This window comes from Barrientosiimonas endolithica (assembly GCF_030296655.1).
Lineage (GTDB): Bacteria > Actinomycetota > Actinomycetes > Actinomycetales > Dermatophilaceae > Barrientosiimonas > Barrientosiimonas humi.
Genome location: NZ_AP027735.1, coordinates 1,446,561 through 1,471,496, shown reverse-complemented (window position 1 = coordinate 1,471,496; position 24,936 = coordinate 1,446,561). Strand labels below are relative to the sequence as shown.

Below are 24,936 nucleotides of genomic sequence, written 5' to 3'. Positions count from 1 at the left end.
GCCGTGCTGCTACCCGGTTCAGCCCTCGGGTCGCAGCTCGACGCCGAGCAGCGCGTCGACGGCGTCCGCGATCGAGACGTCCGAGCCGTCGTCGGCGCCGTCGGGGTGCTCCCCGATCCACCGGTCGATCGCCGCGAGGGCGCCGGGGCTGTCGAGGTCGTCGGCCAGCCGTTCGGCGACGGTGGCGACCAGCGCGCGGTCGCACGCCGGGTGGCCGAGCAGTCCTTCGCGCCACCGGTCCAGGCGGGCCTGCGCCGCCGAGAGGAGCTCGTCGGTGTAGCCCCACTCCTGCCGGTAGTGCTGGTCGAGCAGCACGAGCCGGACCGCCATCGGGTCGACGCCCTGCGCGCGCAGGTCGGACACCCGCACCAGGTTGCCGAGCGACTTGCTCATCTTCGCGCCGTCATAACCGACCATCGCCTGGTGGGAGTAGACCTGCGCGAAGGCGGGCGACCCCGGCAGCGCCTCGGCCTGCACCGCGCTCATCTCGTGGTGCGGGAAGACCAGGTCGGTGCCGCCGCCCTGCACGTCGAAGCCCGGGCCGAGCTCGTCCAGGGCGATGGTCGTGCACTCCAGGTGCCACCCGGGCCGGCCGGGTCCGGCGGCGTCGGGGCCCGGCCACGAGGGCTCACCGTCGCGCGCGGCCCGCCACAGCAGCGGGTCGAGCACGTCGCGCTTGCCGGGGCGGTCGGGGTCGCCGCCGCGCTCGGCGTAGACGTCGAGCATCTGCTCGCGCGTCCAGCCGCTGAGGTGGCCGAAGTCCGGGCAGCGCGCCAGATCGAGATAGACGTCGTGGCCGGGCTCGTCGCCGGGCCGAGCGGCGTCACTCGCCTGCGCGGCCTCGCCGTCCGGCACCGGAAGGAGGTACGCCGCGCCGGACTCGATCAGCTCGCTCACCCGCGCCGCGTGCCGGGGCATGGACTCCTCGACGCCGACGTAGGCGTCCGGGGGCAGCACGCGCAGGGCGGTCATGTCGTCGCGGAAGAGCTGCACCTCCTCGCGGCCGAGGTCGCGCCAGTCGACGCCGTCGCGCGCCGCCCGCTCGAACAGCGGGTCGTCGACGTCGGTGACGTTCTGCGCATAGCGCACGCGCAGGCCGTTCGCCCGCAGCAGCCGGCCGACCAGGTCGAACGTCACGTAGGTCGCGGCGTGCCCGAGGTGGGTGGCGTCGTAGGGGGTGATGCCGCAGACGTAGATCCGCGCGGTGCCGTCGCTCCCCTCGACCGGCTGCAGCGTCCCGCTCGCGGTGTCGTGCAGCCGCAGCGCCGGCGCTGCATCGGCGAGGGCGGGGACGGACGGGGCGGGCCAGGACTCCACGTGTCGAGAGCCTACGGCTCGACACCGACGAACCCGCGCCTCGGTGCCCCGAAGCGGCCCGGGTGTGAGCGGCGCAACACCGTGTGCGGCGCACCGCGTACCGTGCGCGGCGCGCTCAGCCGCGCCGCGCCCACCTGCGCGCCGTCACCACAACGGCCACGGGAGCGGGTGGCGCACGCCGTCCGGCTCGGGGAACACCCCGCTCGCCAGCAGCCGCTCCACCCGCGCGCCGAGCGCGTCGATCTCGGCCGCGGTGATGAGGTCGGCGAGCTCGTCGGTGAGCCCGTCGTACAGCGCCGCCTCGAGCCGGTGCAGCCGCTCCACGTCCGCCTCGCGCAGCGGGTCGCCGGCCCACCCCCACAGCACCGTGCGCAGCTTGGTCGCGGTGTTGAGCGTGACGCCGTGGTCGATCGCCCAGAGCCGGTCGCCGTCCTCGATGAGGTGGCTGGCCTTGCGGTCGGCGTTGTTGAGCACCGCGTCGAGCACCGCGAGCGAGGCGAGCCGGTCCTCGTCGGCGTGCGAGACCGCCATCGGCGTTCCGTCACCGAGCTCGACCCCCACCACCGGCAGGTAGTCCTCCGGCACCTCGTCCACCGCGTCGAGCCGCACGAGGCCCACGGGCAGGTCGACCACGGTCGACTCCAGCGGCCCCACCCAGCGCTGCACCGAGCCCGGGCCGAGCGGCCCGTCGCGCAGCACGGTCTCGGGGATGTGGTCCCAGCCGCCCGCCCGGGAGACGAGGTACGACCCGCGCTCACGCGCGGCGAGCGTCCCGTCGGGGAAGTCCCACAGCTCGCGCTCTCCGCGGACGGGCTTGTAGATCGCGCTCGTGCGCGACTCCCCCACCCACACGCGCAGCGCGAGGTTCGAGGCGTCGAGCAGCCGACCCTCGATCTCCAGCTCGCCGTCGGCGAGCTCGCGCAGCAGGGCGACCAAGGTCAGCGCTTGTAGCCGTTGGCGCGGGGGCAGATGTGACCGGTCGGGTCGAGCGGACCGCCGCAGAACGGGCACGGCGGCCGGCCCTGCGCGACCATCGCGAGCGACCGGCGGACGAACTCGCGCGCGGCCGAGGCGCTCAGCGACACCTTGAGCACGTTGGTGTCGGGCGGGGTGACCTCGATGACGCCCTCGCCCTCGAGGTCGGGCTCCAGCTCGACCTCCGCGTCGTAGCACTCGATGATCACGGCCTGCTGCTCGCCGTCCCAGGTGAGGCTGAGCGTGGAGACGCGGAACTCGTCGTCGATCGGCGCGCTCAGCGGCGCGTTGTCCTCGGGGTCGGCGGCCGAGGAGGCCGGCACCTCCTCGAGCAGCTCCTCGACGCGTTCGGCGAGGACCTGGACCTGCTGCTTCTCCAGCGAGACCGACGTGACCCGGGGTCCCTGCTCGGCCTGCAGGAAGAACGTGCGCTGCCCGGGCGGGCCGACGGTGCCCGCGACGAACCGGTCGGGCCGGACGTACTCGATCAAGGGCATGGTCCGAGCCTAATCCGCGCCGCGGGTCGAGCCGGTACGGCCACCCGGGTCGCCGGCGGACGTGCCCGTCTCACCGGCGGACGCGCCCGTCTCGCCGCCCGGCGTCGCGTCGGAGCTCGCCGCCTCCTCGGGCGCCGGCACCAGGTCGGTCACGCTCGCGCCGTTGTCGTTGCTGCGCAGCACGAACGAGCGGTGCGGGGTGTAGCGCACGACCGACAGCGACGCCGGCGCGACGACGATGCGCTGGAAGGAGTCCAGGTGCATCCCGAGCGCGTCGGCGAGCAGGGCCTTGATGACGTCGCCGTGCGACACCGCGACCCAGACGGCCGACGTGCCGTGGGCCTCCTCGACCTCGCGGTCGATCCGGCGCACGACCTCGACGGCGCGCGAGCTCATCTGGGTCAGCGACTCGTGCGCGTAGGTCTCGTCCGCCGGGAACGTCGCGGCCGACGGCTGGCGCTGCACGACCTTCCACAGCGGGTCCTGCGCGAGCTCCTTGATGGGTCGGCCGGTCCAGCCGCCGTAGCGGCACTCCCCCAGCTGGTCGGCCGACTCGACGGCCACGCCGTCGCGGCCCTGCGCGAGCACCGCGGCGGTCTCCTGGCAGCGCTGCAGGGGCTGGACACGATGCGCGCCACCGGCACGTCGCGCAGGCGCCCGGCGAGCGTCGCGACCTGCTCGCGACCGGTCTCGTCGAGCCCCACGCCCTCGGTCCAGCCGGCGAGCACGCCCGAGGAGTTGGCGGTGGTCCGGCCATGGCGGACGAGCAGGACGGTGGCCACGGCGACACTGTACGTCCGCGCCCGGCTGGTGCGGACGGGCGCCGCCCCCGATGTGGTGACATAGGCCGGTGATCGTGGACCAGGCCGTCTATCGCGACGGCAAGCGGATGAGCTGCGGCGACCTCAGCGACGAGCTGGAGCGGCTCGCGACGAGCAAGGCCAACGACTTCCTGTGGATCGGCCTGAAGGACCCGACCGAGCGGGAGTTCGCGCTGGTGCAGGACGAGCTGCGGCTCCACCCGCTCGCGGTCGAGGACGCGATCACCGGCAACCAGCGTACGAAGATCGAGCTGTACGACGACACGATCTTCGTGGTGCTCAAGACGCTGAGCTACACCGAGGCGACCTCGCAGGTGGAGACCGGCGAGATCATGCTGTTCGTCGGGCCGCACTTCGTGCTCACCGTGCGGCGCGGCGAGCACTCGCCGCTGTCGGCGATCCGGCGCTCGCTGGAGCACACCCCGAGCTGCTCGAGCACGGCCCGGTGGCGGTGCTGCACAAGGTGATGGACGAGGTCGTCGACCAGTACGAACGCATCGACAGCGAGCTCGCCGAGGACCTCACCCAGCTCGAGCAGCGGGTGTTCGACCCCGACCTGTCGGTCGACGTGATGCAGCTGTACTCCCTCAAGCGCGAGGTTCTCGAGGTGCGCCGCGCCGCGCAGCCGCTCGTCGAGCCGCTGAAGCGGCTGATCCACAGCCGGCACGTGCCGGAGGATGCCGCACCGTTCTTCCGCGACGTCAACGACCACCTGCTGCGCGTCGTCGACCACGTCGAGGCCTACGACCGGCTGCTCACCGACGTGCTGAGCGCGCACCTGGCGCAGGTGTCGGTGCAGCAGAACAACGACATGCGCAAGATCTCGGCGTGGGTCGCGATCGCCGCGGTGCCGACGATGCTGGCCGGTGTGTACGGCATGAACTTCGAGCGCATGCCCGAGCTCACCGCGTCGTTCAACGTCGGCGGCAGCGAGTTCTACTACGGCTACTTCGTCATCCTCGCCGTCATGATCAGCGCCTGCGTCGGACTGTTCGTGGCGTTCAAGCGCAGCGGCTGGCTCTGAGGCACCAGCAGGCGCGCCCACCGGCCGAATCCGGTTGCGGTCGGTAGGTTCTGGGCCATGCGTCGCTCGCGCCTCGGCCGCTCCGGCCTGCACCTGTCACCGCTGACCCTCGGCACCGCCGGCTGGGGCGACCAGGTCGACGACGACGAGGCGCGCCGGATCACCGAGGCCTACCTGTCCGCCGGCGGCGCCTCGTTCAGCGCGGCGCACGTGTACGGCGGTGGCGAGGCCGAGCAGATGCTCGGCCGGTTGCTCGACGACGTCGTCTCCCGGGACGAGGTGGTCATCACCACCAAGGCCGGCGTCGGGCGTACGGCCGGCGGGCGGGTCGTCGACACCTCGCGCGGCGGGCTGCTCGGTCAGCTGGACACCTCGCTGAGCCGGCTGCGGACCGACCATGTCGACCTGTGGATGGTGCACACCTGGTCCGACGACGTCCCCCTGGAGGAGACTCTGTCGGCGCTGGAGCACGCGGTGGCCTCCGGCAAGGCGCGGTACGTCGGTGTCTCCAACTACCTCGGCTGGCAGCTGGCGCGCGCGGCCACGCTGCTGCAGACGGTCCGGGTGCCGCTCGTCGCCGACGAGGTGGAGCTGAGCCTGCTGCAGCGCGAGGCGCAGCACGACACGGTGCCCGCGGCCGAGCACCTCGGCGTCGGGCTGCTGGCCTGGTCGCCGCTGGGGCGCGGCGCGCTCACCGGGAAGTACCGCCACACCGTGCCGGCCGACTCCCGCGCCGCCCGGCGGCCCGAGGCGATGGCGCCCTACCTCGACGACACGAGCCGGGCGGTGGTCGAGGCGGTCAGCACGGCGGCCGAGGGGCTGGGCGTGACCGCCGCCGAGGTCGCGCTGGCGTGGGTGCTCGCGCAGCCGACGGTGGCCAGCGCGCTCATCGGTCCGCGCACCGCGACCCAGCTCGCGCCGCTGCTGCGCGCGACCGGCCTGCAGATCCCCGCGCAGGTGCGCGAGGCGCTCGACGAGGTCAGCGACGTCTGAGTCTCAGGGCGTCGCCGGCCGGTCAGCGCCGCGCGCTGCCGTCGGTGTCGTACTCCTCGTCGTCGAGGCCGGAGTACTCCCCGTCGTCCTCGTCGTCGTCGAAGTCGAGGTCGTCGTCCTCGTCGTCGTCAGAGTCTTCCTCGTCCGAGTCGTCGTAGTCGTCGTCCTCGTCGCCGGAGTAGACCTCCAGCGGCGTCACCTCGCCGTAGGCCTCCAGCAGCGCGTCGTCGTAGGTCTCGAACGCGTCGGCCACGTCCTCGAACGCCGCGACGACGGTCGGGTCGTTCTCGCCGCGCCGGCCGGCCGCAGCCTCGAGGTGGCGTTCGAGCGCGGTCACGAGGGCGGAGAGGGAAGCGCGAGGGTCAGCCATGCGATGACCGTAGCGAACCGCGGCGCGTTCGGCAGCCCTGCACCACGCCCGAGGTGGGAGGGGCGCACCCAGCACGAGGTGCGAGGGCGCACAATGAGGTCCCATGGTCGAGTACGAGTACCGCGTCCTGGACTTCCGACGCGACGTCGAGCGCGCGGAGATCCGCCAGGCCCTGACCGACCACGCGGAGTATGGCCACTGGGAGCTGTTCCGCACCCGGCTCTACCTCGGTGGACATCGCCGGGTCTGGTTGCGCCGCAAGATCATCCGCGTCCGGCGTACGGCCTGAGCGGCTCTCCCGCCGACGCACCTCAGGAGCTCAGCAGGAACCGCTGCAGCACGCGCGTGCCGAACTTCAGCGAGTCGATCGGCACCCGCTCGTCGATGCCGTGGAACATCGGCGCGAAGTCCAGGTCGGCCGGCAGGCGCAGCGGGGCGAAGCCGTAGCCGTTGACGCCGAGGCGCTTGAGCCCCTTGTTGTCGGTGCCGCCGGAGAGGCAGTAGGGCAGGATCACGGCCTCGGGGTCCTCGGCCAGCAGCGAGGACTTCATGGCGTCGACCAGCGCACCCTCGAACGGCGAGTCCAACGCGATGTCGCGGTGGTGCACGCTCACCTCGACGAACTCCCCCGCGAGCTCCTGGATGGTGCTCATCAGCTCGTCCTCGTGACCGGGCAGGAAGCGGCAGTCGAGCGAGGCGCTCGCGGTCTGCGGGATCACGTTGTGCTTGTAGCCGCTGTCGAGCATCGTGAAGTTCGCGGTGTCCTGCAGGGTGCCCTCGACGAATCCCCTTGCGCCGCCGAGGTGCTCGAGCAGCGCGCTGGCGTCGTTCTCGGTGTAGGAGACGCCGGTGAGGTCGGACAGCCCGTCGAGCAGCTGGCGCACGGACGCGACGTACTGCCGCGGCCAGACGTGGGCGTCGATGCGGGCGATCGCCTCGGCGAGCCGCACGACGGCGTTCTCGTGGTTGGGCACCGACCCGTGGCCGGCCCGGCCGTGCGCGGTGAGCCGCAGCCACAGGATGCCCTTCTCGGCGGTCTGCAGCAGGTAGGCCCGGCGCTGCTGCCCCTGCGCGTCGGGCACGGTCACGCTGTAGCCGCCCACCTCGCTGATCGCCTCGGTGACGCCCTCGAACAGCTCGGGACGGTTGTCGACCAGCCAGCCGCTGCCCTTGACGCCGCCGGCCTCCTCGTCGGCGAAGAAGGCGAAGACGATGTCGCGCGGGGGCTTCTTGCCGGTGCGGGCGAGGTCGCGCAGGCAGGCCAGGATCATCGCGTCCATGTCCTTCATGTCGACCGCGCCGCGGCCCCAGATCATGTCGTCCTTGATCTCGGCGCCGAACGGGTTCACCTGCCAGTCGTCGGCGTTCGCGGGCACGACGTCGAGGTGCCCGTGCACGCACAGCGCGCCACGCTCGGAGTCCTCGCCCTCCACCCGCACGATCACGCTGGCCCGGCCCGGCTCGCTCTCGACGATCTCCGGCTCGAGCCCGACCTCGGTCAGCTCGGTCATGACGTACTCGGCGGCCTTGCGCTCACCCGGGCCGCTGCCGTCGCCGTAGTTGCTGGTGTCGATCCCGATGAGGTCCTGGCACAGGCGGACGACCTCGTCCTCGGGCCGCGTGTCCTCGGTGCTCGTGCGCTCGTCAGCCATGCGCCCACTGTGCCACGCGGCGGGTGCCCGCCCGAGGGGCAGGCGGGCGCGGCCGGGCTAGCGGCGTACGTCCTCGTCCGGCCGCACGACCCAGGCGGTGGCCGTGCCGTCGCTGCGGCAGCGGATCGGTGGGCCGGCGCCGCACGTGACCGTGGCGTAGTCGCCACGGGCAGGGCTGTAGACGCTCATCGTCGGGCTCGACCGGTCGCCGTTGTCGTGCACCGCCGTCGCGACCTCCAGGGCCCACCCGCACGGGTCGGCCACCTCGTCGTAGGCGACGTAGACGCGCAGGCCCCCGAGGTCGGAGCGCGGCGCGCAGTAGCGCGCGACCGCCGGCACGACGACCGTGCTGCGCGCCTCCGCCGGCGCCTCCTGCGGGTCGAGCGGGGTCTGCGGCGCGGCGCTCGTCGGGCTCGCGTCGGGCAGCAGCGTGGCCGGGCGGTCGGGCTGCAGCTGGGTGAGCGCCACCCAGCCGCCCACGACCAGCAGCACCGTGGCGAGGGCGATGGCCACCGGTCGCTTCGTCCGCCGGCGCCCGGCAGGTGCCGCCCGTGCGGCCGGTGCTGACGGTCCGGCTGGTGCGGGGGTCGCCGGTCGAGCGCCGGCGGGGTGCGAGCCGGCGGGTCGGGGTCGGGCGGCGCGGGATTGCGCCGGGTCGGCTCGTGCGGGGCGCGGCTGCGCCGGCGAGATGACCTGCGTGGGGCGCGGCAGGCGTACCGAGCTGGTGGCGGGCCCGCCCGCCAGGGCCGCGCGGGCCGCCCGGCTCAGCTCCGCGCACGTCGCGAACCGGTCACCGGGGTCCACGGCCATCGCCCGGGCGACCACGTCGTCGAGGCCGGGCGGCAGGTCGGGACGGCTGCGCGAGGGCTGCGGGCGCGGGGCGTGCAGGTGGGCGGCCATCTGCTCGGTGAGGGTGGTGCCACGGAACGGCGGCTCGCCGGTGAGCGCCTCGTGCAGCACGCAGCCGAGGGCGTAGACGTCGATGCGCTCGTCGTAGCTGGCCCGGGTGTCGAACCGCTCCGGCGCCATGTAGGTGAACGAGCCGACGGTGATGCCGGTGTGCGTCAGCCGGGTCTCGCCCTCGCGGCTCGCGATGCCGAAGTCGGCGAGGTAGGCGAAGTCGCCGCGGGTGACCAGGATGTTGGCGGGCTTGACGTCGCGGTGCACCAGGCCGCGCGCGTGCGCCGCGTCGACGGCCTGACCGGCCTGGTCGACGAGCGACACCGCGAGCTCGGGCGACAGCGGGCCGTCCTCGCGGATGATGGCGCGCAGGTCGCGGCCGCGCACGAGCCGCATGTCGATGAACAGCCGCCCGTCGATCTCGCCGAAGTCGTGGATCGGCACGACGTGCGGGTCCTCCAGGTCGGCGGCGATGCGCGCCTCGCGGCGGAACCGGTCGCGGAAGACGGGGTCGTCGGCGAGGTCCTCGGGCAGCACCTTGAGCGCGACCTCGCGCTCGCGCCGCTCGTCGAACGCGACGAACACGCTGCCCATGCCGCCCTTGCCCAGCACCCGGTCCAGCCGGTAGTGGGCAAGCCGCTGCGCCTGCTCCCCCATCGAGCATCCCCCTCGTGCTCTCCCCATGCTCTCGGGTGCTCCCCCCGGTGCTCCCCCGACCATGGTCGCACGGCGGGCGCGGGATCAGCCCCGCAGCGCTCGTACGTCGGCGATGGTGTCGGCCTCGTCAGCGGACTTGTCGTCGCGATAGCGCAGCACCCGGGCGAAGCGCAGCGCGACGCCGCCGGGGTAGCGCGAGGAGCGCTGTACGCCGTCGAAGGCGATCTCGACGACCTGCTCCGGGCGCACGGTCACGACCCAGCCGTCGTCGTCGGTCGCGAGCTCGCGGAAGCGTTCGGTCTGCCAGCGCAGGGTCTCGTCGGTCATCCCCTTGAAGGTCTTGCCCAGCATCACGAAGCCACCGGTGTCGGGGTCGCGCGCGCCGAGGTGGATGTTCGACAGCCAGTCGCGGCGGCGGCCGCTGCCGCGCTCGACCGCGAGCACCACGAGGTCGAGGGTGTGCCGCGGCTTGACCTTCACCCAGCCGGCGCCGCGACGGCCGGCGGCGTAGGGCGCGTCGAGCCGCTTGACGACCACGCCCTCGTGACCGGCTTCGACGGTCTCGGCGAAGAAGCGCTGTGCCTCCTCGGTGTCGTCGGTGACCATCGAGGGCACCAGGGCGTCGGGCGGCACCAGGTCGGCGAGCCGTGAGAACCGTTGCGCGAGAGGCAGATCCAGCAGGTCCTCGCCGTCGAGGTGGAGCAGGTCGAAGAAGAACGTCGTGAGCGGGGTCGACGCGCGCAGCGCTTCGGGCGAGCCTGCGGAAGCGGTGCGCGACCCGGTCACCTGGAAGGGTTCGGGACGCCCGTCGGCAGCGAGCGCGATGACCTCGCCGTCGAGCACGACGGTGTCGTGCGGCAGCGCCGCGACGAGCTCGACGACCTCGGGCAGCCGCTCGGTGACCTCCTCCAGGCTGCGGGTGAACAGCCGGACGTCCTCGCCGACCTTGTGCGCCTGGATGCGGATCCCGTCGAGCTTGCGGTCCAGCCGCACCGGGGTCCCGTCCAGCGCGGCTGGTACGTCCGGGGCGGACCCGGCGAGCATCGGCCGGAGCGGGCGGCCCGGCTCGAGCGAGATGCGCGCGAGCCCGGCTGCCCCGTCGGTCAGCGCGGCCTGGGCGACGGGGGCGGTGAACCCGGCGAGCATGACGGCGCGACGCACGTCCGCGGCCGGCACGTCGGCCGCCTGCGCGATCGCGGCCAGCAGCACCCCGTCGGAGGCGCCCTGGCGCAGCTCGCCGCTCAACAACCCGGTGACGTAACGCTGCTCGGCGTCGGTGAGGTCGGCGTACAGCGTGCGCAGGAGCTCCCGGCGGCGGCCGGAGGAGCCGCTGCCCGCGAGGTCGGCGAGCTCCTGGATGCGCCGGTCGACCTGCGCCACCTCCAGCGTGGGGCGCGCGGCCGCGGCGGGGCGCTCGGCGGACAGGGTGCGCCAGCCGATGCCGGTGCGGCGCTGGGGCAGCACGCCGGCGAGGTAGGCCGCGACCAGGCCGGCCTCCTGTGGCTCCGCCTCGGCGAGCAGGGTCGCGACGAGCGTCGTCTTCGCGGTGCGCGAGGAGGTGGCGGTGACCTCGCGGGAGGTCTCGACGAGCCGGTGCAGCTGCATGGGCTCAGTGTGGCGTCCGGCTCAGCGCAGCCGCAGCACCCCGGTCGAGGGGAGCAGCCGCACGAGCCAGCCGTCGCGCGACCCGCCGGGCAGGGCGTAGTGCATCCGGTCGTCCTCGTCGAGCTCGTGCTCGTCGGCGTCGAAGCCGGGCACCGGGTCGCCGGCCGCGTCGAGCAGCGCGACCTCGGCGAGCTCGTCGTGCGGGTCGTCGACGACCAGCCGCAGCGGCGAGCCCTCGAGGCCGACGGTGAGCGACCACCCCTCGAGCGTCGGGTCGTCGAACGCGCCCCACGGCAGGTCGATCGGCTCGGGGTCGTCCATGGTGGCGGCGAGCATGAAGTCGACGACCAGCTGCACCAGCGCGCCCGTCTCGTCGAACCCCCAGAACGCGAAGTAGCTCCCGTCGCCCCAGCCGGACTCGACCACGGCCCCGACCGGTGTCTCCCCGCCGAACGTCAGCATCCGCGCGAACGGGCCCCGCGTGACGGCCAGCGGCGCGAACGCCCGTTCCCGGTCGCGCACGGTCACCGAGCCGAGCGCCGCGAGGTCGACGATCGCAACGTTGCCCGCGTCGACGCCGACACCGTGCCCGCCCTCCAACCGCTCCGCCGGCCGCCAGGCGATCGGCTCCCCCGGCCCGAGCACGACGCGCACCGCGGCGTTGCGGCCGAACGCCGTGGACGTCTCCACGGCGTAGTCACCGGGCGGCACCGCGCGCAGGAACGGGCTGATGTCGGGGTATCCGAGGTCGAAGGCCGCGAGCACCCCGGAGGCGCAGCGGAACGTGCCGACGCGCTGGACCTGCAGCCGGCTGGTCTCGCCCGCCTCGTCGGTGATGTCGCGCGGGACGAACAGGCTCCCGTGGTCGAGCTCGGCCTCGACCGGGTGCAGCGCGGCGAACGGCGCGTCCGGCGAGGTGCCGGCGAGCGCGTCGCGCAGCGCCTCGGGCGGCATGATCGGGTCGTCGGGGTCGTCGAGATACTCCACGACCCGCTCGATCCGCCAGTCGTCGTCGAGCCGGCGCAGGTCGTACTCGAAGTGCTCGTCGAGGAGCTCGTCGCGGCGGACCGTCTGCACGACGGCCGAGTCGCCCGTGACCCGCTCGGCGACGATCTGCTCGTCCGGGGTGTGCACGGGAGGTCCGAACGAGGAGTCCGGGAGCGCGAGAACCCCTGGCACGCCGTGGCGTTCGGCCACACCCTGCAGCGCCGACCGCCACACCTCGAAGGCGTCGACCTGCGCGTCCCCGCGCGCCTCGCCCGACTCCTGGTCCGATGCCTCGAACACCGGCGCGGTGGCGCCCCAGCGGGCGTACCAGTCGTCGATGAAGGCGCGTACGCGCGCTGCCGGTTCGCTGGCCATGTCACGTCCCCCCGTGGTCGTCAGCCGGTCGCGCCCAGCGTAGATCGACCAGCGGTCGGTGACACGGATCTTCGGGTGCTGCGGCGGCGACCTAGTGTGGCGAGGTGACGACATCGACTCGGATCGTGCTGGCCTCGCGCCCGCACGGCGAACCCACGCAGGACAACTTCCGCACCGAGCAGGTCGAGCTCGCCCAGCCGCAGTCCGGTGAGGCGCTGCTGCAGACGCTCTACCTCTCGCTCGACCCCTACATGCGCGGCCGGATGAGCGACGCGCCGTCGTACGCCCCGCCGGTGCAGGTCGGCGACACCATGGTCGGCGCCACGGTCTCCCGGGTGCTGCAGTCGCAGGACCCCTCGCTCACCGAGGGCGACGTGGTGCTCGGGTACGGCGGCTGGCAGACCCACTCGCTCGAGAAGGCCGCCCACCTGCGCCGGCTCGACACCGACGCGCCCGTGCCGGTGAGCACCGCGCTGGGCGTGCTCGGCATGCCGGGCTTCACGGCGTACGCCGGGCTGCTGGAGATCGGTCGCCCGCAGCCGGGCGAGACGGTCGTCGTGGCGGCCGCGACCGGACCGGTCGGGTCCGCCGTCGGGCAGATCGCCAAGGTCAAGGGCGCCCGGGCCGTCGGCATCGCCGGCGGACCCGAGAAGGTGGCCTACCTGCGCGAGCTGGGCTTCGACGCCGCCGTGGACCACCGCTCCCCCACGTTCCGCGAGGACCTCGCGGCCGCCTGCCCCGACGGCATCGACGTCTACTTCGAGAACGTCGGCGGCGCGGTGTGGGACGCGGTCTTCCCGCTGCTCAACACCTTCGCGCGGGTGCCGGTCTGCGGGCTGGTCGCGGGCTACAACGCAACCTCGCTGCCGGAGGGCCCGGACCGCACGCCCGCGCTCATGGGCACCGTGCTGCGCAAGAGCCTGACCCTGCGCGGCTTCATCCAGACCGAGTTCGTCGAGCGGCTGACCGAGCCGTTCGTGCGCGACATGACCGGCTGGGTCGCCGACGGATCGGTGGGCTACCGCGAGGACGTCGTCGACGGGCTGGACAACGCGGTCGAGGCGTTCCGCGGCCTGCTGCGCGGCGACAACTTCGGCAAGCTGGTGATCAAGGTCGCCGAGTAGCCGCCCGGCGAGCGGCGCGCGGTCCGGCGACGGGCGTACGTCGGGCGGGACCGGAAAACCAACAGCCCCGAAGCGATCGCTTCGGGGCTGTTGGTGTCGGTGTCCGAGGGGGACTTGAACCCCCACCCCCTTGACGGGGACTAGCACCTCAAGCTAGCGCGTCTGCCAATTCCGCCACCCGGACGAGGTGTGCCTGCGGGCCCTGGGGAGGCCCTGACGGCGTCGCAGACAGTAGCACGCAGGAGCGGTGCTGCCCGAATCGGCCAGGCCTTGCGGCCGCGCGGCCACCGGGGTCCGCCGGAGCCGGCCGGGAGCGTGCCGTCTCGCCACCCACCCCCGCGGGCGGGGCCGACACCCCGGCGCGCCGAATGGGTGAATCGTCCACTTTGCCTATACCCTGACTCGTCGGAGCGCGTCCACCTGCCCCGATGGCGGGACCGTGATCGATCCGGACCGCACCTCCCCTGACCGGCTGCTCGAAGGACTGACATGCGTATGACGACCCGCCGCACCCGCGCCGCCGCGACCGTCTCGGCCGCGACCGCCGCGCTGCTGCTCGCCGCCTGCGGCGCCCAGGATGTCGCCTCCGAGTCGCCCACGGCGACGCCGACGAGCACGGCCTCCAGCCCGACGGTCGACCCGGGCCCCGCCACGCCGACCACCAGCTCGACGACGCCCAGCACGTCCAGCACCCCCAGCACCACCACCTCGGAGTCGGAGACGACCACCGAGGAGCCGACGCACACCCGCACGCGCACCAGCACGGCGACGCGCACCCACAGCCAGAGCCCGACCGAGCAGCCGGCCCCCGCGGCCAGCTCCACGCCGAGCGCCTCGCCGTCCAGCAGCGCCGGGGCGGGCGACGACGCCGAGCCGAGCGCCTCGAGCTCCTCCCCTCGCCGTCCTCGTCCTCCTCGACCCAGCCGCCGCTCAGCGACGACGACGGCAAGACGCTCGCCATGGGCGCGAGCGGCCCGAAGGTCAAGGCGGCGCAGGAGCGGCTGCAGTCCCTCGGCTACTTCGTCCCGGCCGTCGACGGTTCCTACGGCGGCGGCACCCGGCAGGCCGTCTACGCGATCCAGAAGGTCGCGGGCCTCCCGCGCACCGGCGAGATCGACAAGGCCACCCAGGGCGCCATCGCCCGCGGCGTCAAGCCGCAGACCCGGATCAGCACCGGCATCGAGATCGACCTGCGCCGGCAGATCCTCGTGGTCGTGCAGAACGGTCGCCCGATCAAGGTCATGAACGCCTCGTCCGGCAACGGCCAGACCTTCACCTACCCGGTCAAGGGTGACGACGGCAAGACCGTCACCCACACCGCCAAGGCGACCACGCCCACCGGCACCTGGACGCTCTACAACGAGCGCGACGAGCTGTGGAAGTCCACCCTCGAGCTCGGCACGATGTACCGCCCGAAGTACATCACCGGCGGCATCGCGATCCACGGCTCGCCCAGCGTCCCCCCGACCCCCGCCTCGCACGGCTGCATCCGGGTGACCAACGCGGGCATGGACTGGCTGTGGTCCAGCGGCAACGCCAAGGTCGGCTCGACCAAGGTCACCGTCTTCTGATCGAGCACTGATCACCCACCAGGCCCCCGGCGAACGCGCCGGGGGCCTGGTCGTTCCTGCGGCGTGCGGCACACTGGGCGGCATGCGCGCCGTGTACGCCGACCGCCCCTCGCCCGACGCACCGCTGCACGCCCTGGTCGTGGGTGAGCGACCCGATCCCGAGCCCGGTCCCGGGCAGGTGGCCGTGGACGTACGTGCCGCGAGCCTGAACATGCACGACGTCTGGACGTTGCGCGGGGTCGGCATCAAGGCCGAGCAGTTCCCGATGATCCTCGGCATGGACGCCGCGGGCACGCTCGAGGACGGCAGCGAGGTCGTGGTCTACCCCGTGGTCAACGACCCCGACTGGGGCGGTGACCGCACGCTCGACCCGCGCCGCTCGATGCTGACCGAGGACCTGCAGGGCAGCTTCGCGGAGCGGGTGGTCGTGCCCAAGGCCAACGTGCTGCCCAAGCCGACCTCGCTGAGCTTCGCCGAGGCCGCGTGCCTCGGGACGGCCTGGCTCACGGCCTACCGGATGCTCACGACCCGCTCGGGGCTGCACGCCGGTCAGACGATGCTGGTGCAGGGCGCGAGCGGCGGGGTGTCGACCGCGCTGATCACGCTCGGCGTCGCGGCCGGCCTGCGGGTCTGGGTGACCGGGAGCTCGCAGGAGAAGCGCGACCTGGCGAGCAAGCTGGGTGCGCACGCGACGTTCGAGCCCGGGGCGCGGTTGCCGGAGCGGGTCGACGGAGTGTTCGACTCGGTCGGCAAGGCGACCTGGAGCCACTCGATCAAGTCGCTCAAGCCGGGTGGCGTGCTGGTGACCTGCGGCGCCACCACGGGTGAGCCGGACTCGGCCGAGCTGACCCGGATCTTCTTCCTGCAGCTGCGCGTCATCGGGTCGACGATGGGCACCCGGCAGGAGCTCGCCGACCTGCTCACCCTGTGCGAGACGGCCGACCTGCACCCGCAGGTCGGGCTGGAGCTGCCGATGGAGCAGGCGCCCGAGGCGTTCGCCGCGATGATCGAGGGCCGGACCGCCGGCAAGATCGTCCTCACCCGCTGAGAGCCGAGGGACGCGCGGGGCTCACGCGACCGGCTCGGGCCGCCAGTCGGGCGGGTCCGCGGGCTCCAGCTGCGGGTCGTCGACCGCGAACGTGCGCACCGGCCCGGGCCCGGTGAGCGGCCCCTCGAACCGGACCGTGACCCGGCCGCGGCCGCTCCCCACACCCAGCCGGCACCGTGCTCGGCGTGCACGACGTCGGCGCCGGTCCGCCACGCCACTGCGGGCGTGGCCTCGGTGACCATGCCGGCCGGCGCTGGTTCGACGCGGGCGGCGACGGCTTCGTACTCCGGGGCGGGCTCGACGCGACCGAGCCCGGCCAGCTCCAGGTCCAGCTCGACCTGGGCGTGCGTGGTGAGTCCGGACACCCCCACGCCGATCAGCCGCAGGCCGGAGCTGACGTCGACGCCGTGCAGCAGCCGGGTGGCCAGGTCGGTGACCGCGCCCGCCTGGTCGGTGGCGTGCCGCAGCGTGGCCGAGCGGGTCTGCAGGCTGAAGTCGGGGTGGCGCACCTTGACCGTCACCGTGCGGGCGAAGGCCGACGCGGCGACGAGCCGCCGGCACACCCTCGGCGAGCCGCGCGATCTCCGACTCGAGCCGGGCCCGGTCGGCCACATCGGTCTCGAACGTCTCCTCCGCCGAGATGCTCTTGGTCTCGCGCTCGACCACCACCGGCCGGTCGTCCTGGGCGCGCGCGAGCCGGTGCAGCCCGTTGCCGTGCGCCTCCCCGAAGATGCTCACCAGGTCAGGCAGCGCGAGCCGGCGCAGCTGCTCCACGGTCTCGACGCCGAACGTGCGCAGCCGGTCGGCCGTGGCCGGCCCGACACCACCGAGCGCGCGCACGTTGAGCGGCGCGAGCACGTCGAGCTCACGGCCGGGCGCCACCACCACGAGCCCGCGCGGCTTCTCCAGGTCGGAGCCGATCTTGGCCAGCATCTTCGAGGAGGCGATCCCGGCCGAGGCGGTCAGCCCGCCCGTCTCGGCCTCGATGCGCTCGAGGAGCTCCTCGCCGAGCAGGCGTACGCCGTCGGCCGACAGGTCGCGCTGCTCGCCTGCGGCGAGGTCGACGTACGCCTCGTCGACCGACACCTGCTCGACGACGGACGACACCTCGCGCAGCAGCGACATCACCACCGCGCTGGTCTTGCGGTAGGCGGCGAACCGGCCGCCGAGGAAGGCGGTCCCGGGTGGGCAGCGCCGGCGCGCCTCGTGCGTGGGCATGGCCGAGCGGGCGCCGAACGCGCGGGCCTCGTAGGACGCGGTCGAGACCACGCCGCGCGGCCCGATGCCGCCGACGACGACCGGGCGCCCCCGCAGCGAGGGCTTGTCGCGCTGCTCGACCGCGGCGAAGAAGGCGTCGAGGTCCAGGTGCAGGATGCTCGGCTCGGAGCGCACCCGGTCAGGCCAGGGTGAGGACGACCTTGACGTCGTCGTCCTGCGGGGCGAAGGCGGCCGCGAAGTCCTCGAGCGGCACCCGGCGGGTGATGAGGCGCGCGAGCCAGTCACGGTCGGCCTGCGCCAGGGCGGCAGCCCCCGCCTCGTAGTGGCGCAGGTTGGCGTTGACCGACCCGACGACGGCGCCGTTGTCGAGCACGAGGTCGCGGTTGACGGCGCCGAGGTCGAAGCCGTCGGCGACGCCGGGGCTGGAGATGCCGGTGAGCACGACGATGCCGTAGGGGACGTTCTCGCTGAGCACCCCGGCGATCACCGGCACCGCGCCGGTGCCCTCGATGACCACGTCGGGGCGGACCGTGCGCATCACCTCGGCCGCGTCACCGGTGTGGTACGTGCCGCCCAGCTCGCGCACCAGGGCCGGCTTGAGGCCGTCCTCGACCCGGTCGAGCACGTGCACGTCGAGGCCGCGCTGGGCCCCGATCATGGCGCCGAGGAGCCCGATCGGGCCCGCGCCGGTCACCAGGACCGAGCGGGGCTCGAACCACGCGCGGTCGCCGATGCGGTCGACCTGCTCCCAGGCCTTCGCCACGACCGTGGTGGGCTCGAGCAGCACGCCGAGGTCGCCGAGCTGGGGGTCGAGCTTGACCGAGTGGTCGGAGCGGACCCGCCACTGCTCGGAGCCGAAGCCGTGCAGCGCCTTGATGCCGTGCTCGGTGTAGCGGCCGTTGCGGCACATGTCCCACTCGCCGGCGGCGCACGCACCGCACGGCTCGGGGTCGGGCATGCGCACGATGCCCACGATCAGGTCGCCCGCCGCGAAGCCGCTGCCCTCGGGCGCCTCGATCACCCGGCCGAGCGACTCGTGACCGAGGATCAGCCGGTCGCTGCCGGCCGGCGCCTCGCCGTAGAGCCCCTGGTCGATCTCGCGGTCGGTGCCGCACACGCCGAGCGCGAGGCCCTGCACGAGCACGTCGCCCAGCAGCTGGTCGGGCTCGGGCATGTCGACGACGGCGAGGGAGCTCTTGCGCCCGGGGGCGACCGTGAGTGCACGCATGGTTCCGACGCTACTGCTCGGGCTCGCGCTCACACCACGCGGTGCACGACGAGCGGCAGCACCCGCCGGGCACCCGCCTCGCGCAGCGTGGCGGCGGCGACGGTCGCCGCCCAGCCGGACCGGGTCGCGTCGACGACCAGCAGCACGGAACGGCCCCGCACCTGGTCGGCGACGCCGCCGGCGTCGAGGCTCTCGCGCCAGCCCGCGGCCTCGTCGGACGACGGCAGGTCGGGGTCGACCCGGGTCGCGGGCTGCCACAGCGGCGCGAGGTCGAGCCGCCCGACCTGCGACAGGTGGGCCGCGACCCCGGAGACCACCTCGGGCAGCCCGCTGGCCGCCAGCGGCAGCACCACCTCGGGGCGCTCGGCCCAGTCGTCCTTCCACCGGGCGAGCGTGCCGACGGCCGCCTCCAGCAGGTCGTCGGTGGGCGAACCGTCTTGTGCCAGAACGGTTTCGCGCTCCTGAGCCCACTCGGGCGCGTCGGCGTGGACGATGACGCGACCGTCGTCGGCGGACAGCTCGGCCGGGATGCGCCCGCGCGCGCCGAACGCCCCGCCCGGCCACATCTTGCGGCGCTCGAGCACGTGGGTCTCGGTGCGCAGCACGCGGCGCACGCCGGCGACGACGTCGTCGGACGCCTCGGCCTGCAACGGCTCGGGCAGGTGACCCAGGCAGACCGAGCACCGGCCGCACGGGGCGGCGTCAGGGTCGTCGAGCGACTCCTGCAGCAGCTGCATCAGGCACGACTCGCCCACGACGTAGCGGCGCATGATGTCGGCCTCGCGGCGGCGCGTGGCCAGGACGCCGTCGTAGTGCTCCTGGTCGTAGCTCCACTCGGCGCCGGTGCGCACCCAGCCGTCCTTGGTGCGGTCGGTGACCCCGTCGACCGCGAGCTGCTTGAGCATCAGCTCGACGGCGGTGCGGCGCAGCCCGGTCTCGGCCTCCAGCGCCGGAACGCTGACCGGCTCGTCGTGCTGGTCGAGCGCGGCCAGCAGCTTCTCGACCCGGTCGGGCTTGGGGATCGTGGCGGTCGCGAAGTAGTCCCAGACGCCGTCGTCGCCCGCCGACGGCAGCAGCACCACCGCGGCGTGGTCGATCGCGCGCCCGGCACGTCCGACCTGCTGGTAGTAGGACACCGGCGACGGCGGAGCCCCGACGTGCACCACGAACCCCAGGTCGGGCTTGTCGTACCCCATGCCGAGGGCCGAGGTCGCGACGAGTGCCTTGACCTCGTTGGCCCGCAGCGCCTCCTCGAGCCGCTCGCGCTCCCCCGCCTCGAGCTGCCCGGTGTAGGCCGCGACCTGCAGCGCCGGGTCGTCGCCGTGCCGGGCGCGGATCGCCTCGGTCAGCCGGTGCGCGTCGGCGACGGTCAGCGTGTAGACGATGCCGGCTCCGGGCAGGCTCGGCAGGTGCTCGACGACCCAGGCGTAGCGCGAGAGCGGGTCCATCCGCGGCAGCACGGTGAGCTGCAGCGACGAGCGCGCGAGCGGCCCGCGCAGCACGGTGGTCTGCTCGCCCAGCTGGGCGGCGAGGTCGTCGGTGACCCGGGCGTTGGCGGTCGCGGTGGTGGCGAGCACGGGGGTGTCGGGGTTGAGCTGCTGCAGCACGTCGGACACCCGGCGGTAGTCGGGCCGGAAGTCGTGCCCCCAGTCGGAGACCGCGTGGGCCTCGTCGATGACCAGCAGGCCGAGCCGGCCCGCGAGACCGTCGAGCACCCGCTGGCCGAAGCTGGGGTTGGCCAGCCGCTCCGGCGAGACGAGGAGCACGTCGAGCCGACCCGAGCGCAGGTCGTCCTCGATCGCCGACCAGTCGCCGATGTTGGAGCTGTTGATCGTGGCGGCGCGCAGACCCGCGCGGCCGGCGGCCGCGACCTGGTCGCGCATCAGCGACAGCAGCGGAGAGACCACGAGGGTCGGGCCGCCGCCGCGGGCCCGGCTGAGCGCGGTCGCGACCCAGTAGACCGCGGACTTGCCCCAGCCGGTGGCCTGGACGACCAGGGCTCGCGCGCCCGGCCGGGTGAGCGCCTCGACGGCCGTGCGCTGGTCGTCGCGCAGCGTCGCGCCGGGGCCGGCCAGCGCCGCGAGCACCCGATCGGCGACCTGGTCGAGGTCGGTCGAGGTCTGCAGATCCGTCATGCCAGGCACGGTAGGTGACGGGTCTGACAGGGGTCTCGATACGCCGCTCGTCCCTCGCGGCTACTCGACCGGCTTGGGCCTACGGCTACTCGACCGGCTTGGGCCTACGGCTACTCGACCGGCTTGGGCCTACGGCTGCTCGACCGGCTTGCGCTTCGCGGCGCGACGCTGCGCCTCCTGCGCCTCCAGCTCCTTGGCCCGCTCGGGAGTCGGGGCGCTGCCGCCGAGGCGAGCGGGGACGTACCCCTGCTCGTCGGGTCCGAGCGGCGGGTAGGCCTCCTGCAGCCGGTGCAGCATGGCGGTCATCGTCTCGCGCAGCTGGTGGGTCTCCTCGACCGCGTTGGCGCCCTCGGGCACGTGGATGGGCGTGCCGACGTCCATGTGGATCGGCACGTTGCTGCGGCCGAGGCGCTTGGGCTGGTCCTTGGTCCAGACGCGATGGTTGCCGAAGGCGACGACCGGGATCATCGGGACGTCCGCCTCCAGCGCCATGCGCACGGCGCCGGTCTTGAACTCGCGCAGCTCCAGCGACCGCGAGATCGTCGTCTCGGGGAACACCCCGACCAGCTCGCCGCGGCGCAGTGCCGACACCGCCTCCTGGTAGGCGCCGACGCCGGCCTTGCGGTCGACGGGGATGTGCTTCATGCCGCGCATCAGCGGCCCCATCACCGGGTTGTCGAAGATCTCCTTCTTCGCCATCCAGCGCACGATCCGACCCTGCTCGCGCGCGGGCAGGCCGGCGTAGGCGTAGTCGAAGTAGGACAGGTGGTTCATGACGACCACACCGCCACCCTGGCGCGGGACGTTCTCGCTGCCGGTGATCGTGAAGCGCAGTCCCTGCGCGCGGAAGACCGTGAGGGCGAACCCGATGACGGGCGTGTAGACGGGTTCCATGCGGCTCAGGTTACTGACGGGTCGCCGCCGCGAGGGCCTCGCGTCCGGCACGTGGGTCGGGGCCCGCGCAGTAGTCGTGCACCAGCCGCTCCCAGCGCTGCGGGTCGGTGTTCCACTCCCGGCAGTGCTCTGCGACCTCCCAGCGGGCGTAGGTCACCAGGTCGGGACGGGCCGAGGCCAGCGCCGCGGACGGGCCGTAGGGCACGAAGCCGTCGTCCTGGGAGTGGATCAGCAGGATCGGGTGGCGCAGCTCGTCGGCGCGCGCGACCCAGTCGGTGAGGCCGATCTCGAGCGGTTCGTGCAGCCCGATGAGGTGGCGGCCGACCTTGCCGCCGAGCAGCATCTGCCCGAGCGCCCCCACCGGACGCGGCACCCGGTTGATGGCCGCCTGGTGCCGGATGACGTCGGCCCAGTCGACCACCGGCCCGTCCAGCACGACGCGGCTCACCCGGTCGCTGCCGCGCGACTGCTCGAGGGTCTGCAGCACGATCGCACCGCCCATCGACCACCCGAAGAGGATCAGCTCCTGCGCGCCCCGGCCGACGGCGTACGCCATCGCCGCGTCGACGTCGCGCCACTCGTGCAGACCGAGCCCGTAGCGCCCGTCGAGGCTCGCGGGCGCGTCGGTGTCGTTGCGGTAGCTGACGACCAGCGCGGTGATGCCGAGCTCGTGCAGGACGGGGACGGCGCGCAGGGTCTCCTCGCGCGTCGCGCCGCGCCCGTGCACCAGCACCGCCCAGCGCTCGCCGTCCCCGGCGGGGACGACCCAGGCGGGGTTGTCGCCGAGCTCGCCTGCGATCCGGACGTTCTCGTGGTCCAGGCCGAGCGATCGGTCGGGCGGCCCGGAGAAGTAGTAGCCGCTCCAGCGGGCCGGCCCGGGCGCCAGGTCGCCCTGGTCGACGCCGTGCAGCTCACGGGTGACCTCGCCCCGGTCGTCGTCGCGGGACAGCACGTCGCCGATGCGCGCGTGACCGGTGTCGGCGGCGAACCACAGGCCGTACCGCCCCGGCGCGGTCGACCACTCGTCGGCGCGGAAGGTCACGGTGGGCGGGTCGGCCGCACGGTCGAGCGCCGTCACCAGGGCGTCGTCGGGCCGCTCGCTCTCGGGCGTCACCACGCGACGGGCGAAGTACGACGCGGCACCCACCGACGCCAGGCCGGTGACCGCGGCGAGACCGCCGACCACCGACGTCGCGGCGGCCACGATGCGAGCTGCTCCCCTGTTCGTCACAGGCGGCATCGTCTCAGGTCAGAATGAGCCGCATGCGCCTGCCGATCGAACTGCCCGTCACGCCCATGCTCGCGAAGGCGACCACGGGGGTGCCGGCCGCCGACAGCGTGCCGGGCGGGCTGTCGTACGAGCCGAAGTGGGACGGCTTCCGGGTCGTGCTGCTGCGCGACGGCGACGAGGTCGAGCTGGCCTCCCGGGGGTCCAAGCCGCTCACCCGCTACTTCCCCGAGCTGGTCGAGGCGGCCCGCGAGCACATGCCCATAAAGTGCGCGCTGGACGGCGAGATCGTCGTGCGCTCAGGCGAACCCGGCTCCCAGCGGCTCGACTTCGAGGCTCTCGGTCAGCGCATCCACCCGGCCGAGTCGCGAGTCACCAGGCTGTCGCAGGAGACCCCCGCCGAGGTCATCTTCTTCGACGCGCTGGCCCTCGGTGACGAGTCGCTCCTCGACCGTCCGTTCCGCTACCGGCGTGCCGCGCTGCTCGCGGCCCTGTCCGACCTCGGCGACGCACCGTTCCACGTCACCCGGGTCACCGGCGACGCCGACGTCGCGCAGGACTGGTTCACCCGCTTCGAGGGCGCCGGGCTCGACGGCGTGATCGCCAAGCCGCTCGACGGGACGTACGAACCGGGCAGGCGGACCATGCTGAAGATCAAGCACTCGCGCACCGCCGAGGCCGTCGCGATCGGATACCGGATCCACAAGAGCGGCGAGGGCGTCGGCTCGATCCTGCTCGGGATGTACGACGACGCCGGCCGGCTGCGCGGCGTCGGCGGGATCTCCGCGTTCACCATGAAGCGCCGACGCGAGCTGATCGACGAGCTCGCCGACCTGGTGGTGCGCGACGACGGCGGCGAGGCCGTCACGGGCGAGACCGACCGGTCGCGGTTCAGCGCGAGCAAGGACGTGTCGTTCGTGCGGCTGCGGCCCGAGCGGGTGGTCGAGGTGAAGTTCGACCAGCTCGAGGGTCGCGCTTCCGGCACGCCGTCGGCTTCCTGCGGTGGCGCCCCGACCGCGACCCGGAGTCGTGCCTGCTCGAGCAGGTCGAGCGGGCGCCGGCGTACGACCTGGACGCGGTGCTCGCGGAGTAGGCGCGACTACTTCTCCACCCGGTTGCCGCCCTCGTCCCAGTGCTTGGCGACCTTCTTGCTCGGCTGCACGCGCGGCGGCTCGCCCGGCATCTTCGGGGTGCCGCCCCGCTGAACGCTATGCAGGAGAACGGGATTCGCGTCACACCGCCGACTCAGTAGAAGCACTGTGGTCGAGGTTATCCGGTGAGATACGAGAGGCAGCCATGACCACCACCAACACCCCGACCTTGTACGTCGGCCGCTGCACCGTCTGCGGCTGGGAGACCGAGCCGCTGCGCTACGTCGCGGCCGGTGACCTGACCGAGGCGCACTCGGAGACCTGCCCGGAGGCCAGCACCGAGGTCTGGCCGGCGGATTCGACAGGTCTGTCGGATTCCCACGATCGTGGGAATCTGCCGAGGTTCGTCTGCCCAGCCCGGTGCACCACGCCGCACGAGCAGCACGCGTCCGAGCTGGCCGGGATGGAGGGGCAGCTCGTGCACCACGGCGCCGTCGACAAGGACCAGCCGACTGAGGTCTGGCTGTGCGAGGCGACCTGGCCCGCGGGCGAACCGACCGGCGACCAGCCGACCCTGACCGTCGCTGGCAGCTGCCAGGAGCTGACGCCCGCCGAGGCGTTGGACCTGGCGAAGGCGCTGCTCGCTGCCGCGGAGGCGCTGCTGAGCGGGAGGGACGTGTCCAGGTTGGAGTCGTCCACCGACGGACCGGAGGCGGGGCGGTGAGCACCGTCGAGCACTCCGAGGCCGTCGAGACCGAGCCGCAGCGCAAGGGCCGCAAGCGCGTTCTGCACTGGTACTGGGAGGCGGACAGCCTGCGCGCTCTCGCCGCCGGGGCCACGACGGTGCGCAGCGTGTGCGGCCTTGTCCGGCTGAGGATCACCAGCGAGTACGTCTCCAGCGATCCGCTGCGCCCGGTCTCTCGCCCCAACGACTGCAAGCGGTGCCAGGCGGTGCTGGACGCGCGGGATCGCCGCTGGGTCAACAGCCAGCTGAAGGAGCTTGAGAAGCAGTTCCGCTAGTACGGGGTCCCGTACTAGCGGACCCGGTAATGACGGATCCGGTAATAGCGACCCGGTCACCAGCACGGTGGCCGGGCCGCTCGACGTTTACGGGTCTCAGGAATGTTGAGACCCCCGGTCGGCTCGAAGGGTCCTCAGATTGTGAGGACCCTTCGGGTACGCGCTGAGCGCGTGCCCGCCCGCGCGGGGAGAGCGGGCGTCCACGG

At 73.4% G+C, this 24,936-nt stretch carries 21 protein-coding genes, 1 tRNA gene and 4 pseudogenes; 10 read left to right on the top strand and 16 right to left on the bottom strand.

What is annotated here, in order from left to right:
- Positions 1 to 18: 18 nt before the first annotated feature.
- The 4 genes and pseudogenes from mshC to QUE40_RS07420 form a co-directional block, all read right to left on the bottom strand.
- On the bottom strand, positions 19 to 1,317 hold the full coding sequence (gene mshC, locus QUE40_RS07435; RefSeq protein ID WP_289232764.1) for a cysteine--1-D-myo-inosityl 2-amino-2-deoxy-alpha-D-glucopyranoside ligase: 1,299 nt from the start codon (positions 1,315 to 1,317) through the stop codon (positions 19 to 21).
- Positions 1,318 to 1,461: 144 nt separating this feature from the next.
- A complete protein-coding gene (locus tag QUE40_RS07430) occupies positions 1,462 to 2,253 on the bottom strand; it encodes an SCO1664 family protein (protein WP_289232763.1) in 792 nt (263 codons plus the stop codon).
- 2 nt (positions 2,254 to 2,255) lie between these two features.
- Entirely contained in the window at positions 2,256 to 2,789 is a 534-nt protein-coding gene (locus QUE40_RS07425; protein WP_142005098.1) for a DUF3090 domain-containing protein, read from the bottom strand.
- A 9-nt stretch (positions 2,790 to 2,798) separates the two neighbouring features.
- Positions 2,799 to 3,571 (bottom strand): annotated as a pseudogene (locus tag QUE40_RS07420) (MSMEG_4193 family putative phosphomutase).
- A 68-nt stretch (positions 3,572 to 3,639) separates the two neighbouring features.
- Here QUE40_RS07420 and QUE40_RS19040 point away from each other — a divergent pair.
- Genes QUE40_RS19040 through QUE40_RS07410 form a run of 3 tightly spaced genes read left to right on the top strand, consistent with a single transcriptional unit; the run spans position 3,640 to position 5,627 of the window.
- Complete coding sequence (locus QUE40_RS19040) at positions 3,640 to 4,077, top strand: CorA family divalent cation transporter (RefSeq protein ID WP_350227096.1); 438 nt, start codon at positions 3,640 to 3,642, stop codon at positions 4,075 to 4,077.
- The gene (locus QUE40_RS19035; protein WP_350227095.1) at positions 4,056 to 4,634 is read left to right on the top strand and encodes a magnesium and cobalt transport protein CorA; all 579 of its coding nucleotides are present in this window, start codon (positions 4,056 to 4,058) and stop codon (positions 4,632 to 4,634) included. Before QUE40_RS19040 ends, QUE40_RS19035 begins: the two co-directional genes overlap by 22 nt.
- Positions 4,635 to 4,691: 57 nt before the next feature.
- Positions 4,692 to 5,627, top strand: a complete 936-nt coding sequence (locus tag QUE40_RS07410) for an aldo/keto reductase (protein ID WP_289232762.1) — start codon at positions 4,692 to 4,694, stop codon at positions 5,625 to 5,627.
- A 22-nt stretch (positions 5,628 to 5,649) separates the two neighbouring features.
- Here QUE40_RS07410 and QUE40_RS07405 read toward each other — a convergent pair whose 3' ends face one another.
- A complete protein-coding gene (locus QUE40_RS07405) occupies positions 5,650 to 5,997 on the bottom strand; it encodes a hypothetical protein (RefSeq protein ID WP_289232761.1) in 348 nt (115 codons plus the stop codon).
- A gap of 103 nt (positions 5,998 to 6,100) precedes the next feature.
- Between QUE40_RS07405 and QUE40_RS07400 the strand changes: the two genes are divergently transcribed.
- Positions 6,101 to 6,286 (top strand): DUF5703 family protein, encoded by a 186-nt coding sequence (locus tag QUE40_RS07400; RefSeq protein ID WP_142005093.1) that lies wholly within the window; start codon positions 6,101 to 6,103, stop codon positions 6,284 to 6,286.
- Positions 6,287 to 6,308: 22 nt separating this feature from the next.
- Here QUE40_RS07400 and QUE40_RS07395 read toward each other — a convergent pair whose 3' ends face one another.
- The 4 genes from QUE40_RS07395 to QUE40_RS07380 all read right to left on the bottom strand — a co-directional run bounded on the left by QUE40_RS07395 (position 6,309) and on the right by QUE40_RS07380 (position 12,173).
- Positions 6,309 to 7,649 carry a M20/M25/M40 family metallo-hydrolase gene (locus QUE40_RS07395; protein WP_289232760.1) on the bottom strand — a complete coding sequence of 447 codons (1,341 nt, stop codon included), beginning with the start codon at positions 7,647 to 7,649 and terminating at the stop codon, positions 6,309 to 6,311.
- Between the two features lie 57 nt (positions 7,650 to 7,706).
- Positions 7,707 to 9,206, bottom strand: a complete 1,500-nt coding sequence (locus QUE40_RS07390) for a serine/threonine-protein kinase (RefSeq protein ID WP_289232759.1) — start codon at positions 9,204 to 9,206, stop codon at positions 7,707 to 7,709.
- A gap of 84 nt (positions 9,207 to 9,290) precedes the next feature.
- The gene (locus QUE40_RS07385) at positions 9,291 to 10,811 is read right to left on the bottom strand and encodes an ATP-dependent DNA ligase (RefSeq protein ID WP_289232758.1); all 1,521 of its coding nucleotides are present in this window, start codon (positions 10,809 to 10,811) and stop codon (positions 9,291 to 9,293) included.
- 21 nt (positions 10,812 to 10,832) lie between these two features.
- Positions 10,833 to 12,173 carry a DUF4241 domain-containing protein gene (locus tag QUE40_RS07380; RefSeq protein WP_289232757.1) on the bottom strand — a complete coding sequence of 447 codons (1,341 nt, stop codon included), beginning with the start codon at positions 12,171 to 12,173 and terminating at the stop codon, positions 10,833 to 10,835.
- A 104-nt stretch (positions 12,174 to 12,277) separates the two neighbouring features.
- On the opposite strand from QUE40_RS07380, the gene QUE40_RS07375 reads away from it, so the two are divergent.
- Entirely contained in the window at positions 12,278 to 13,297 is a 1,020-nt protein-coding gene (locus tag QUE40_RS07375) for an NADPH-dependent curcumin/dihydrocurcumin reductase (RefSeq protein ID WP_289232756.1), read from the top strand.
- 99 nt (positions 13,298 to 13,396) lie between these two features.
- Here the strand turns inward: QUE40_RS07375 and QUE40_RS07370 are convergent.
- Positions 13,397 to 13,482, bottom strand: a tRNA-Leu gene (locus QUE40_RS07370).
- A 774-nt stretch (positions 13,483 to 14,256) separates the two neighbouring features.
- Here QUE40_RS07370 and QUE40_RS07365 point away from each other — a divergent pair.
- Entirely contained in the window at positions 14,257 to 14,868 is a 612-nt protein-coding gene (locus tag QUE40_RS07365; RefSeq protein WP_289232755.1) for a L,D-transpeptidase family protein, read from the top strand.
- Positions 14,869 to 14,950: 82 nt separating this feature from the next.
- Complete coding sequence (locus QUE40_RS07360; protein WP_289232754.1) at positions 14,951 to 15,916, top strand: quinone oxidoreductase family protein; 966 nt, start codon at positions 14,951 to 14,953, stop codon at positions 15,914 to 15,916.
- Between the two features lie 383 nt (positions 15,917 to 16,299).
- On the opposite strand, the pseudogene QUE40_RS07355 reads toward QUE40_RS07360, so the two are convergent.
- The 6 genes and pseudogenes from QUE40_RS07355 to QUE40_RS07330 form a co-directional block, all read right to left on the bottom strand.
- Positions 16,300 to 16,530, bottom strand: a pseudogene (locus tag QUE40_RS07355) (DinB/UmuC family translesion DNA polymerase); the annotation flags it as partial.
- Positions 16,517 to 17,308, bottom strand: a pseudogene (gene dinB / locus QUE40_RS07350) (DNA polymerase IV); the annotation flags it as partial. The pseudogenes QUE40_RS07355 and dinB, both read right to left, overlap by 14 nt.
- Positions 17,309 to 17,312: 4 nt before the next feature.
- Complete coding sequence (locus QUE40_RS07345; protein ID WP_289232753.1) at positions 17,313 to 18,362, bottom strand: glucose 1-dehydrogenase; 1,050 nt, start codon at positions 18,360 to 18,362, stop codon at positions 17,313 to 17,315.
- 29 nt (positions 18,363 to 18,391) lie between these two features.
- Positions 18,392 to 20,497 (bottom strand): RecQ family ATP-dependent DNA helicase, encoded by a 2,106-nt coding sequence (locus QUE40_RS07340; RefSeq protein WP_289232752.1) that lies wholly within the window; start codon positions 20,495 to 20,497, stop codon positions 18,392 to 18,394.
- A 129-nt stretch (positions 20,498 to 20,626) separates the two neighbouring features.
- Positions 20,627 to 21,391 carry a lysophospholipid acyltransferase family protein gene (locus QUE40_RS07335; protein WP_289232751.1) on the bottom strand — a complete coding sequence of 255 codons (765 nt, stop codon included), beginning with the start codon at positions 21,389 to 21,391 and terminating at the stop codon, positions 20,627 to 20,629.
- Between the two features lie 10 nt (positions 21,392 to 21,401).
- A complete protein-coding gene (locus QUE40_RS07330; RefSeq protein WP_236022294.1) occupies positions 21,402 to 22,595 on the bottom strand; it encodes an alpha/beta hydrolase family protein in 1,194 nt (397 codons plus the stop codon).
- A gap of 59 nt (positions 22,596 to 22,654) precedes the next feature.
- On the opposite strand from QUE40_RS07330, the pseudogene QUE40_RS07325 reads away from it, so the two are divergent.
- From QUE40_RS07325 to QUE40_RS07315, 3 genes and pseudogenes are all read left to right on the top strand, one after another.
- Positions 22,655 to 23,712: pseudogene (locus QUE40_RS07325) on the top strand (ATP-dependent DNA ligase).
- 203 nt (positions 23,713 to 23,915) lie between these two features.
- Positions 23,916 to 24,434, top strand: coding sequence for a hypothetical protein (locus QUE40_RS07320; RefSeq protein WP_289232750.1), 519 nt, complete (start codon positions 23,916 to 23,918; stop codon positions 24,432 to 24,434).
- The gene (locus QUE40_RS07315; RefSeq protein WP_289232749.1) at positions 24,431 to 24,730 is read left to right on the top strand and encodes a hypothetical protein; all 300 of its coding nucleotides are present in this window, start codon (positions 24,431 to 24,433) and stop codon (positions 24,728 to 24,730) included. Before QUE40_RS07320 ends, QUE40_RS07315 begins: the two co-directional genes overlap by 4 nt.
- Positions 24,731 to 24,936: the final 206 nt, after the last annotated feature.

What these genes read in the sequence shown, in the direction of transcription:
- QUE40_RS07425 (WP_142005098.1), bottom strand. Translation starts at nt 2,789, where the DNA reads ATGCCCTTGATCGAGTACGTCCGGCCCGACCGGTTCGTCGCGGGCACC.
- QUE40_RS07410 (WP_289232762.1), top strand. Translation starts at nt 4,692, where the DNA reads ATGCGTCGCTCGCGCCTCGGCCGCTCCGGCCTGCACCTGTCACCGCTG.
- QUE40_RS07405 (WP_289232761.1), bottom strand. Translation starts at nt 5,997, where the DNA reads ATGGCTGACCCTCGCGCTTCCCTCTCCGCCCTCGTGACCGCGCTCGAA.
- QUE40_RS07400 (WP_142005093.1), top strand. Translation starts at nt 6,101, where the DNA reads ATGGTCGAGTACGAGTACCGCGTCCTGGACTTCCGACGCGACGTCGAG.
- QUE40_RS07395 (WP_289232760.1), bottom strand. Translation starts at nt 7,649, where the DNA reads ATGGCTGACGAGCGCACGAGCACCGAGGACACGCGGCCCGAGGACGAG.
- QUE40_RS07390 (WP_289232759.1), bottom strand. Translation starts at nt 9,206, where the DNA reads ATGGGGGAGCAGGCGCAGCGGCTTGCCCACTACCGGCTGGACCGGGTG.
- QUE40_RS07385 (WP_289232758.1), bottom strand. Translation starts at nt 10,811, where the DNA reads ATGCAGCTGCACCGGCTCGTCGAGACCTCCCGCGAGGTCACCGCCACC.
- QUE40_RS07380 (WP_289232757.1), bottom strand. Translation starts at nt 12,173, where the DNA reads ATGGCCAGCGAACCGGCAGCGCGCGTACGCGCCTTCATCGACGACTGG.
- QUE40_RS07365 (WP_289232755.1), top strand. Translation starts at nt 14,257, where the DNA reads ATGGGCGCGAGCGGCCCGAAGGTCAAGGCGGCGCAGGAGCGGCTGCAG.
- QUE40_RS07360 (WP_289232754.1), top strand. Translation starts at nt 14,951, where the DNA reads ATGCGCGCCGTGTACGCCGACCGCCCCTCGCCCGACGCACCGCTGCAC.
- QUE40_RS07345 (WP_289232753.1), bottom strand. Translation starts at nt 18,362, where the DNA reads ATGCGTGCACTCACGGTCGCCCCCGGGCGCAAGAGCTCCCTCGCCGTC.
- QUE40_RS07340 (WP_289232752.1), bottom strand. Translation starts at nt 20,497, where the DNA reads ATGACGGATCTGCAGACCTCGACCGACCTCGACCAGGTCGCCGATCGG.
- QUE40_RS07335 (WP_289232751.1), bottom strand. Translation starts at nt 21,391, where the DNA reads ATGGAACCCGTCTACACGCCCGTCATCGGGTTCGCCCTCACGGTCTTC.
- QUE40_RS07320 (WP_289232750.1), top strand. Translation starts at nt 23,916, where the DNA reads ATGACCACCACCAACACCCCGACCTTGTACGTCGGCCGCTGCACCGTC.